The sequence below is a fragment of the Flavobacterium sp. UBA4854 genome, assembly GCF_002399805.1.
In the GTDB taxonomy this organism is placed as follows: domain Bacteria; phylum Bacteroidota; class Bacteroidia; order Flavobacteriales; family Flavobacteriaceae; genus Flavobacterium; species Flavobacterium ginsengisoli.
In genome coordinates, this window is record NZ_DHEI01000092.1 from 1 (window position 1) to 9,564 (window position 9,564).

The window sequence follows — 9,564 nt, forward strand, 5'->3', positions numbered from 1 at the left end:
ACAACCGAAAAACGTTTCACTTTTATCGCAGATCCAGATTTATTGCCGATTGAGTTTTATGAGAGATAAGTTTTTCGGTTGTTTCATCAATTCTTATCGGTTCCGATTCTATATTTTTTGAAGTTAAAAAAGCAATTGTTTCTTCTAGATTAATGACTTCAAATGCCAAATGTCTTAAACCAACCGCCTCAGGTCTTGAAGGTCTTTGCGGCGGATTTGGAAATGAAAATAACTCCACAATATAAGAGCCATTCAAAGCCAAATCCAATTTATAAGATTGGCGTTCTTCGCGGTAAATTTCACGAATAATGGTTAAACCTAAAATCTGAGTATAGAAATATTTAGATTTTTCGTAATCAGAGCATAAAATGGCAATATGATGAACTTTATTTAAGGTAAGCATTATTTTTTTGATTCAGGTTCTTGATTTAATTTTCGAATAACTTTTGCTGGATTTCCAACAGCAAGCGAATTATCTGGAATATCTTTTGTAACCACAGATCCAGCACCAATAACACAGCCTTTTCCAATTGTCACTCCAGGACAGATAACAGAATTTCCGCCAATCCAGCAATCGTCTCCAATTGTAACAGGATACGCATTTTCTAATGTTTTTCTTAGTTCAGCGTCAAGCGGATGTGATGCAGTATAAATCTGAACATTTGGTGCAATAAATACATTTGAGCCAATATTTACTGGCGCACAGTCTAAAACAACACAATTCACGTTAAAATAAACATTTTCGCCGGCAAAAATATTATAACCGTAATCGCAATGAAAAGGTGGTTCAATATAAAGACCAGCTCCAGCGTTCGGAATCAATTCTTTTAGAATCTCTTTTGCTTTCTTGGTAACTCGATATTCTTTTACATTTAAGCTGTGTAAAAGGTTTTTTGCCGCACGGCGTCCTTTTACTAATTCTGGATCAAAGGCATTATAATATTCGCCAGAGATCATTTTTTCTTTTTCTGTTTTCATATTTTACATTTTCGTCTTGGCAATTTTTTCATGCATTTTCGTAATTTCCTGCAAAGTGGCAGTGCAGTACCAAGGCGTTAATTCGGCTTCGAGTAAATTGGCTTTTATTGCTGGATCGGTGGCAACAAGCGCTTTGGCTTCTTCTATCGTTTCGACATTAAAAATATAAATGCCACGATAATTTCTATCATTTTTCATGAAAGGGCCTGCAACAGTCAGCTTTCCTTCTTTGGCTAATTTGCCAATATTTTCCATGTGTCCTTCAAATAATTTTTTGGTTTCTTCTTTAGAAGCGGTTGTATTACTTCCCGATTTTAGAAGACAAAAAACATATTTCTTCATTCCGTATTCGTCTGCATGAAGTGATTTGGCTAAAGCTTCGTCATATTTAACTTCGGTTTCTTGCGAAAAACCTACAGTATTAAGAATCAAAAAACAGAAAACTAAAAGTAATTTTTTCATTTGATTAATTATGTTTTAAAATTAGTCTCAATTTTGTCATTTCGAAGAATGGGAAATCGCACTAGAAATTCCGCAACGAAAAGCCAATCTTTGTTGAGCTTCTCGTGGAGATTTCTCCTTCGTCGAATGACATAAACGACGTTTTAAAGCAATTTCTTCAAAATAACAATCTGTCCCAAATGATACACATCATGCTGAATGATTCCGTGAATATCTTCATAAAAATTGTGATTATTATTTAGATCTATTTTCTCGAAATCCTCATCATTAAAATCATTCAAACAGGCACTCCATAATTCCTGAGATTTTGCCAAACTTTGCAGGGATTGTTCCCAAGCGGGTTCAGATGAATCTAAAATCGGTACAAAATAATTATGATCGGGAGTCGTAATTATTTCTCCTTGAACACGCTTTAATATGTTTCTTCTCCATTGTATTAGGTGATTGACAATTTCCCAAATCGTGTTTAAATTAGGATTGATTTTTTTATAAGCCTGAGCTGCAGTTACATCTTTTAAAGTATCTGCTAAGGTTACTTCAAGCCATGGATTTCCATTATAAATGGATTGATACAAATTCGAAACTCTTTTACTTTCTGACATAGTTAATAGTTTTTAGAAACACGTTAGCTAAGATACAAATTAGTATTTTACAACTCATCCTCGAAAATCTACAATTGGGTTATTATATATTTTTTAACATGAATAGTTAAAATACATTTGCTTCATCAAAAACCAAAGATGACATGAAAACCAAATTATTTTTTACTATTAGCTTTTTATTTTTTACAGCTTTAATTTTTGCTCAAAATACTATTTCTGGAAAAGTAGTAGATCCAAAAGGAAAACCTGTTGCTGGCGCTAATATATATATTGACGGAACTTACGATGGAGCGACAAGTACTGAAACTGGAGAGTTTTCTTTTGAAACTGCAGAAACGGGAAATAAATTTTTAGTAGTAAGCTTTTTGCTTTTTGAAACTTACAAACAAGAAATTGATGTTGCCATTTATAAAGATCAAATAGTAAAATTAAAAGAAAACATTAATACTTTGGATGCCGTTGTTATCACAGCTGGGACTTTAGAATCTGGAGACAAAGCGAGAGTTTCTGTTTTAAAACCTTTAGATATTGTTACGACAGCAGGTTCTGCAGGAAATATAGTGGCGGCTTTACAGACTTTGCCAGGAACTCAAACAGTTGGTGAAGACGGACGTTTGTTTGTACGTGGAGGAGAAGCAAGTGAAACCCAAACTTTTGTTGACGGAATTCGCGTAGCACAACCGTATGGTGCTACAACAAATAATTTGCCAACAAGAAGTAGATTTTCTCCTTTCTTGTTTAATGGAATTGCATTTTCTACTGGAGGTTATTCTGCAGAGTATGGCGAAGCTCTATCAAGTGTTTTACTGCTAAATACAAAAGACGAAGAAGATCATGATAAAACAGATATCGGATTAATGACGGTTGGTTTGAGTTTAGGAAATACTCAGAAATTCAAAAAAAGTTCACTTAGCGTAAATATGATGTATGTGAATTTAGCACCTTATCAAGCTGTTATTCCGCAAAACGTAGAGTGGAATAATCCGTATCAATCACTTGGAGGTGAAACCGTTTATAGATACAATTTCACAAATGGAATATTTAAGCTGTATGCCTCTTTTGATTCTGAAAAATTTGATTTGAATCAGAAAAATGTCAATTTCGAGAATCCGATTCGAACTGATATGAACAATAATAACTTCTATTTGAATTCATCTTACAAAGGGAGTTTTGGAACAGGTTGGCAGATTACTTCTGGAGTGAGCTACGGTTACAGCAAAAACAAACTGAAATATGATATTACTGGAATCGAAAACCAAGAAAACGCAGCGCAGCTGAAGTTGAAATTAAGCAAGAAATTTTCAAACTTTTTTAAATTGTCTTTCGGAAGCGATTATTTCATTACAAAATACGATGAAAATGTAGCTGATAATATTTCACTTAATGTTACAAATGGATACGATTCGAACATTTTTGCAGCTTATACAGAAGGAGATCTTTTATTTTCTAAAAAATTAGCTTTAAAAGTTGGTTTAAGATATTCAAACAATAGTTTATTAAACGAAAACAATATTGCGCCTAGAGCTTCATTAGGATATAAAGTTTCAAAAACTAGTCAGTTCTCTTTTGCTTATGGAGATTATTCTCAAACACCAGTTGTAGATTACATTAAATTTTCTAAATACCATCAGTTTGAAAGCGAAAAAGCAAGTCATTATATTTTTAATTATACGTTTACAAGACCTGGACAAACACTTAGAGCAGAGGCTTACTACAAAGATTACAGCAATTTAGTGCAATATGACACAAGAGATATTCAGTACAATTCTATTTTCAATAATAATGGATCTGGTTATGCAAAAGGATTGGATTTGTTTTGGAGAGACAGCAATTTGCACAAAAACCTAGAATATTGGATTTCATATTCTTATATCGATTCAGAAAGACAATATAAAAACTTTCCAAACATGGCGACTCCAAGTTTTATTGCCAATCATAACTTATCTGTTGTAGCAAAATATTTTATTACAGATTGGAAATCTCAGGTTAGTTTAACAAACAGTTTTAGTTCAGGACGTCCGTACAACGATCCGAACCAGACTCAGTTTATGAATGGGAAAACGAAATCGTACAATAGTTTAAGTTTCAGCTGGGCGTATTTATTGACAACACAAAAAATCCTTTATTTCTCAGTTTCAAATGTTTTAGGAACTCAAAATATTTTCGGATACGATTATGCAAAAAATCCAGATGCAAGTGGAGTGTATCAAAGACAAGCCGTAGTTCCAACAGCAGACAGATTCTTCTTCGTAGGTTTCTTCTGGACGATCAGCCAGAATAAGAATGAGAATCAATTGAAAAATCTTTAAAAAAGGGACAGAGGTTCAAAGGCTCAAAGGGACAAAGTCTTTGAGAATAAATAAAAGAAAACCTCTGAACCTTTGTGCCTCTGAACCTCTGTCCCTCAAAAAGAAACAATTCAGTAACCAAAATCAACAACTCAGTATTATTTAATTTTAAAAGACTAAAAACCAGCATACTTTTGAAGTGTAAATTAAAAAGTCGCTAAGCGGCTAAGATTCTAAGATGCTAAGTAAAAAAGCTTAGAAGCTTAGATTTCTTAAAAACTTAGAGGCTTAAAAAAAAAGAGTTTTAATCATCAACAAAAAAACTTAGAACCTCAGAACCTTAGTAACTTAGAAACTTAAAAAAAGAAATCATGACCAAAATTATTACAATAACTATTTTATTTATCTGCAGCTTAATGTCTGCTCAAAATGTAAAACTAACTGTTGCCGTTTCAGGTTTGAAAAATAACACAGGAATCGTGAAAGTAGGATTATATAATTCAGACGGAACTTTTCTTAAAACAACTTACAAAAGTTTGGCTTCCGAAATTAAAAACAATCAAGCGGTTGTAATCTTTGATAATCTTCCTGCGGGAGAATATGCAATCTCAACATATCATGATGAAAACAGCAACGGAAAGCTTGACAGAAACGCAATGGGAGCTCCATCAGAAGAATATGCAGCTTCAAACAATGCAAAAGGATTTATGGGACCTCCATCATATCAAGATGCTAAATTTAATGTCAGCAAAGATTCAAAAATTGAAATTGTATTCTAAATAAAACAAATAACTAATCCATATAAACAAACCATTAATAACTTATAAAATGAAAAAAATCATCACTTTAGTTGCACTATTTGTAGTAGTAATAAGTTCAGCACAAACACAATTTGAACAAGGAATGAATAAAGCTTTCGGACTTTGGAAAGAAGGGAAAAATGCTGAAGCTTCTGCTTTATTTGAAAGAATTGCCGCGGCAGAAAAAAACAGTTACTTGCCAAATTATTATGTGGCTTTAATCAATGCAACTGCTGTTTTTACAGAAAAAGACAAAACAAAAATTGATTTGTTATTGACTAAAGCGCAAGATGCATTAGATGTAGAATTGATAAAAGACCAAGCCAACTCCGAATTGTATGTAATGCAGGCATTAATTTACACTGGATATGTTGTAGCAGATCCGATGACAAACGGAATGAAATATTCTGGCAAAGTAATGGAAGCTTACGCGAAAGCAAAAGCCCTGGATCCAACCAATCCGAGAGCGGTTTTTGGTGAAGCCGATTATCAATTAGGAGGAGCAAAATGGACAGGAGTAGATACAAAACCTTTATGCGCGCAAGTTGATAAATCTATTGAACTTTTTAATACTTTTAAACCAGCAACACCTTATTCTCCAAAATGGGGATTAGAAAGAGCTTTAGAAATTCAAAAAACTTGTAAATAATTCAGTATTATAAATATGATGATATTAAAACCTAATTTGTTAAAAGCATGCTTAGTTGGAGGAATAGTATTTTTGTTCTCTTTTCTAATTCGGTTTGCTTCTTTAGGAACAGCAGTCTTTAACAAGAATCTTTACATCTATTTCTTGTACTGCATGCTTTACAGTGTGGTTTTATATATCGTAAACGTCGTTCTTTTTGATTTCTTAGATAGGGTCTTCAGAGAAAATCCATATTCAGTAAAGAGAATTTTAATTGGTTTTGCAAGTTCTTTTTTAGTATCGATGATCGTAATTGGAGTATTACGTTTGTTTACAAGTGTAATAATCGAGAATAAGACAATTATTGGTTTTCTTGCCAATGAAAAAGCAGAGAATTATATCGAATCTGCGGTAATGACTTTTATTGTTCTACTGTTTTTTCATGGACTTAATTTTTATAAACTCTATCAGGAAAATAAAGTAACACAGCAGAAAATTATTGCAGGGACAGCAAATGCTAAATTTGAAAGCTTAAAAAATCAGATCGACCCGCATTTTCTTTTTAACAGTTTAAATGTTCTTAGTTCTTTAATAGAAGAAAATCCAGATAATGCACAGCGTTTTACTACTTCATTGTCTAAAATTTATCGATATGTTTTAGAACAGAAAGACAAAGAATTGGTTTCGGTTGAAGACGAGTTGTCATTTGCAAAAACCTATATGAATCTTCTGAAAATGCGTTTCGAAAATAGTTTGTTTTACGAATTGCCAACAGAAAATATCAATCCAGAAGCCAAAGTGGTACCGCTTTCTTTACAGCTTTTACTGGAGAATACCGTAAAACACAATGTAGTAAGCGAGCAAAAACCGCTTCATATTAGAATTTTTATTGATAAAGATTATCTCGCTATTCAGAATGATCTTCAGAAAAAAGAAGTTTTGCAGGACAGACAAGGTGTCGGACTGCAAAATATTGTAAACAGATACGGAATTATAACGGATAGAAAAGTGAAGATTGAGGAGGATGGAAAGAATTTCACCGTTAGGATTCCAATTTTAACCAAACAAATTGCAGTTATGGAAATGAGTGCAGAATATACCGACGAAGCAAAAGCTTATTATAGAGCCAAAAAACGTGTAGAAGAACTAAAAGGATTTTACGGAAATATAATTTCGTATTGCTGTGTGATTCCGTTCTTGGTTTTTATCAATCTAAAATTTTCACCAGGATTTCAATGGTTTTGGTTTTCGGCTTTAGGCTGGGGATTTGGAGTTGCGATGCATGCTTTTAAAGTTTTTGGATATAGCTCAGATTGGGAAGAAAGAAAAATTCGAGAGATTTTAGAGAAAGACAACAAGCAAAAAACGTGGAAATAATGGAAAAAGATTTCATAGAAGCAAATCGTTATTATGACGCTCAAAAAAGAGTCAAAGAAATAAGAGGATTTTATGAGCATTTGACCGTGTACGTTTTATGTAATCCGATTGTGATTGTTGTAAATTATATGACTTCTCCAGGATATCTTTGGTGGATTTGGTCTGTAATGGGCTGGGGAATGGCAATCATCTTGCATGGACTGAAAGTTTTTAGTCTTCCGCCTTTCTTTAATAAGAAATGGGAAGAGAAAAAAATAAGAGAAATTCTAGAAAAAGAAAATCAACAACGATTAGAAAGTAATCATGGAAACAAATTTTAATAACGATCAGGAAGAAGCCATCTTGAAAGACTTGGCAACCAAAAAAGTGATTCAGTTAAAATATTTTTACAAACACTTGTTTGTTTATGGCATTGCAATGATCCTTTTTCTTTTAAAAGAATATACCAATCTTCCGTTGCAATTTTTTCCAATTAGATATTTAAATTGGGTTGTTGTAATTATCTGGTCTGCTGTTGTAATAGGCTCTGCAATTGATTTGTTTGCTTCGTATAAAATTTTCGGGCAGGAATGGGAAGAGCGTAAATTGAGAAGCATTTTAGAAAAAAAATATAAAAAGCAAAAATGGGAATAATCATGGAAACGAATTTAAGCGAAGAAGAAAGATATATTCAGGCAAGAAAAAAAGTTGAAAATTTAAAAGGGTTTTATGGAAATCTAGTTGCTTATATATTTGTAAACGCGATTTTGATTTTTATAAATCTTTATACATCGCCTCAATATCTATGGTTTTTCTGGCCATTATTATGGTGGGGAGTAGGAGTGGTTTTTCACGGATTAAAAGTCTTTGAAGTTTTTCCAGGAATGGGCAAAGAATGGGAAGAAAGAAAAATCAAAGAGTTTATGGAGAAGGAAAAACAGAATAAAAATAAGTGGAAATAATTAAAATATAGTTATGGGACGTTTTAGAAGAGAAATGTATGAAGATTACGCAAGACAGCATTTTGGAGAGTATGTAGACGATCCAAATTACAACGCTGCTTATAAAAGAGTAAAAAGACTTAAAAGATTTTACTCACATTTGAAAATTTTCATCATTGTAAATATTATTATCATTGTATCAAGTTTGACTCGAGATAAATCTGCTGGTCTACTGGTAATGGATTTAAGTGGTTTAACAGAATGGCATACTTATTCTACAGCATTTTTTTGGGGAATTGGTCTATTAGCACACGCATTATCGGTTTTTGGTACCGACTGGTTTTTTGGATCTGATTGGGAGAAAAGAAAAATCCAAAAATACATGGAAAAAGATGCCGCAAATAAAAATAAATGGGAGTAAATTTGAATTAATATTTTTCAATTTTTTACAATATAGTAAATGATCACATTAATTATAGAAGACGAAAAACCAGCGGCGAGATTGTTGCAAAGAAAACTTGAAAAGCTTGATGTAACCGTAGAAACAATGCTTCACTCTGTTGAGGAATCAGTTCAATGGTTTGAAAATAATCCGCATCCAGATCTAATTTTTTTAGATATCCAGCTTTCAGATGGTTTATCATTTGAAATTTTTGAAAAAATAGACATCAAAAGCGCTATCATTTTTACAACGGCCTACGATGAGTACGCTTTAAAAGCGTTCAAATTAAATAGCATTGACTATCTTTTAAAACCTATTGACGAAGATGATCTGGAAACAGCGGTTTCAAAATTTAAATCACGTCTTCCTAAAACTGCAACGGAATCTTCAAACATACAATTAGATTTCGAGCAAATTCGACAAATGTTATCAAATCCTTTTGAGAAAACGTATAAAAAGAGATTTACGGTTAAAATCGGACAACATTTAAAAGTAATTACTACAGAAGAAATTGAATGTTTTTTCAGCGAAAATAAAGGAACATATATTCATACGTACGACAATCGCGATTATCTGATCGATTCAACTTTAGAAATTCTGGAACAAGAACTCGATAAGAAGGATTTCTTTCGCGTAAGCAGAAAATTTATTGTTCCGTTGAAAGCAATCAAAGAAATTCAAGTATATACCAATTCGAGATTGAAAGTTATTCTGCCAACTTATAAAGATGATGAGGTAATTGTAAGCCGAGAGAAGGTACAGGATTTTAAAGCTTGGTTAGGATAGTTTTTTTGTGAATTAAATGTATCGTTCCTATGGAACTTCTAGGAATGCATAAATATCAATTCAACGGATTAAAATCCGTTGCTACAATATATTTTCATTTCTATGGAATTTTCTAATGTATATTGAAATCGTTTATATTCTTTTAAGGAAAAGAGCCATTGGCTCAATATATTTTGTAGAGCCGGATTTTAATCCGGTTAGAAATAACGCACCCTAATGTAGAGAGCCATGGGTTCGGCTCATATTTTCAATACAATATTTACAATACAAAAAGAGCTGAA

13 protein-coding genes are annotated in these 9,564 nt (G+C 32.6%); 9 read left to right on the top strand and 4 right to left on the bottom strand.

Going from position 1 to position 9,564, the window contains the following annotated elements:
• Positions 1 to 22 precede the first annotated feature (22 nt).
• The 4 genes from B3J44_RS13605 to B3J44_RS13620 form a co-directional block, all read right to left on the bottom strand.
• Positions 23 to 403, bottom strand: a complete 381-nt coding sequence (locus B3J44_RS13605; protein WP_286968922.1) for a VOC family protein — start codon at positions 401 to 403, stop codon at positions 23 to 25.
• A complete protein-coding gene (locus B3J44_RS13610; RefSeq protein WP_177212461.1) occupies positions 403 to 978 on the bottom strand; it encodes a sugar O-acetyltransferase in 576 nt (191 codons plus the stop codon). Before B3J44_RS13610 ends, B3J44_RS13605 begins: the two co-directional genes overlap by 1 nt.
• Before the next feature lie 3 nt (positions 979 to 981).
• Positions 982 to 1,440, bottom strand: a complete 459-nt coding sequence (locus tag B3J44_RS13615) for a YciI family protein (protein WP_286968923.1) — start codon at positions 1,438 to 1,440, stop codon at positions 982 to 984.
• 143 nt (positions 1,441 to 1,583) lie between these two features.
• On the bottom strand, positions 1,584 to 2,042 hold the full coding sequence (locus tag B3J44_RS13620; protein WP_198856660.1) for a DinB family protein: 459 nt from the start codon (positions 2,040 to 2,042) through the stop codon (positions 1,584 to 1,586).
• Between the two features lie 143 nt (positions 2,043 to 2,185).
• Here B3J44_RS13620 and B3J44_RS13625 point away from each other — a divergent pair, with 143 nt between their 5' ends.
• The 9 genes from B3J44_RS13625 (at position 2,186) to B3J44_RS13665 (ending at position 9,283) form a co-directional block, all read left to right on the top strand.
• On the top strand, positions 2,186 to 4,351 hold the full coding sequence (locus B3J44_RS13625; RefSeq protein ID WP_286968924.1) for a TonB-dependent receptor: 2,166 nt from the start codon (positions 2,186 to 2,188) through the stop codon (positions 4,349 to 4,351).
• Between the two features lie 350 nt (positions 4,352 to 4,701).
• Positions 4,702 to 5,109: a DUF2141 domain-containing protein gene (locus B3J44_RS13630; protein ID WP_286968925.1), complete on the top strand. Its 408-nt coding sequence runs from the start codon at positions 4,702 to 4,704 to the stop codon at positions 5,107 to 5,109.
• Positions 5,110 to 5,158: 49 nt separating this feature from the next.
• Positions 5,159 to 5,779: a hypothetical protein gene (locus B3J44_RS13635; protein WP_286968926.1), complete on the top strand. Its 621-nt coding sequence runs from the start codon at positions 5,159 to 5,161 to the stop codon at positions 5,777 to 5,779.
• 18 nt (positions 5,780 to 5,797) lie between these two features.
• On the top strand, positions 5,798 to 7,135 hold the full coding sequence (locus B3J44_RS13640; protein ID WP_198856712.1) for a 2TM domain-containing protein: 1,338 nt from the start codon (positions 5,798 to 5,800) through the stop codon (positions 7,133 to 7,135).
• Positions 7,135 to 7,455, top strand: coding sequence for a 2TM domain-containing protein (locus B3J44_RS13645; RefSeq protein ID WP_286968927.1), 321 nt, complete (start codon positions 7,135 to 7,137; stop codon positions 7,453 to 7,455). The genes B3J44_RS13640 and B3J44_RS13645 overlap by 1 nt, the downstream gene beginning before the upstream one ends.
• Positions 7,439 to 7,768 (top strand): 2TM domain-containing protein, encoded by a 330-nt coding sequence (locus B3J44_RS13650; RefSeq protein WP_286968928.1) that lies wholly within the window; start codon positions 7,439 to 7,441, stop codon positions 7,766 to 7,768. Before B3J44_RS13645 ends, B3J44_RS13650 begins: the two co-directional genes overlap by 17 nt.
• A gap of 2 nt (positions 7,769 to 7,770) precedes the next feature.
• On the top strand, positions 7,771 to 8,076 hold the full coding sequence (locus B3J44_RS13655; protein WP_233074104.1) for a 2TM domain-containing protein: 306 nt from the start codon (positions 7,771 to 7,773) through the stop codon (positions 8,074 to 8,076).
• 13 nt (positions 8,077 to 8,089) lie between these two features.
• Positions 8,090 to 8,476 (top strand): 2TM domain-containing protein, encoded by a 387-nt coding sequence (locus B3J44_RS13660; protein WP_286968929.1) that lies wholly within the window; start codon positions 8,090 to 8,092, stop codon positions 8,474 to 8,476.
• 39 nt (positions 8,477 to 8,515) lie between these two features.
• Complete coding sequence (locus tag B3J44_RS13665; protein ID WP_286968930.1) at positions 8,516 to 9,283, top strand: LytR/AlgR family response regulator transcription factor; 768 nt, start codon at positions 8,516 to 8,518, stop codon at positions 9,281 to 9,283.
• The last annotated feature ends 281 nt before the right edge of the window (positions 9,284 to 9,564 follow it).

What these genes read in the sequence shown, in the direction of transcription:
- B3J44_RS13605 (WP_286968922.1), bottom strand. Translation starts at nt 403, where the DNA reads ATGCTTACCTTAAATAAAGTTCATCATATTGCCATTTTATGCTCTGAT.
- B3J44_RS13610 (WP_177212461.1), bottom strand. Translation starts at nt 978, where the DNA reads ATGAAAACAGAAAAAGAAAAAATGATCTCTGGCGAATATTATAATGCC.
- B3J44_RS13615 (WP_286968923.1), bottom strand. Translation starts at nt 1,440, where the DNA reads ATGAAAAAATTACTTTTAGTTTTCTGTTTTTTGATTCTTAATACTGTA.
- B3J44_RS13620 (WP_198856660.1), bottom strand. Translation starts at nt 2,042, where the DNA reads ATGTCAGAAAGTAAAAGAGTTTCGAATTTGTATCAATCCATTTATAAT.
- B3J44_RS13625 (WP_286968924.1), top strand. Translation starts at nt 2,186, where the DNA reads ATGAAAACCAAATTATTTTTTACTATTAGCTTTTTATTTTTTACAGCT.
- B3J44_RS13630 (WP_286968925.1), top strand. Translation starts at nt 4,702, where the DNA reads ATGACCAAAATTATTACAATAACTATTTTATTTATCTGCAGCTTAATG.
- B3J44_RS13635 (WP_286968926.1), top strand. Translation starts at nt 5,159, where the DNA reads ATGAAAAAAATCATCACTTTAGTTGCACTATTTGTAGTAGTAATAAGT.
- B3J44_RS13640 (WP_198856712.1), top strand. Translation starts at nt 5,798, where the DNA reads ATGATATTAAAACCTAATTTGTTAAAAGCATGCTTAGTTGGAGGAATA.
- B3J44_RS13645 (WP_286968927.1), top strand. Translation starts at nt 7,135, where the DNA reads ATGGAAAAAGATTTCATAGAAGCAAATCGTTATTATGACGCTCAAAAA.
- B3J44_RS13650 (WP_286968928.1), top strand. Translation starts at nt 7,439, where the DNA reads ATGGAAACAAATTTTAATAACGATCAGGAAGAAGCCATCTTGAAAGAC.
- B3J44_RS13655 (WP_233074104.1), top strand. Translation starts at nt 7,771, where the DNA reads ATGGAAACGAATTTAAGCGAAGAAGAAAGATATATTCAGGCAAGAAAA.
- B3J44_RS13660 (WP_286968929.1), top strand. Translation starts at nt 8,090, where the DNA reads ATGGGACGTTTTAGAAGAGAAATGTATGAAGATTACGCAAGACAGCAT.
- B3J44_RS13665 (WP_286968930.1), top strand. Translation starts at nt 8,516, where the DNA reads ATGATCACATTAATTATAGAAGACGAAAAACCAGCGGCGAGATTGTTG.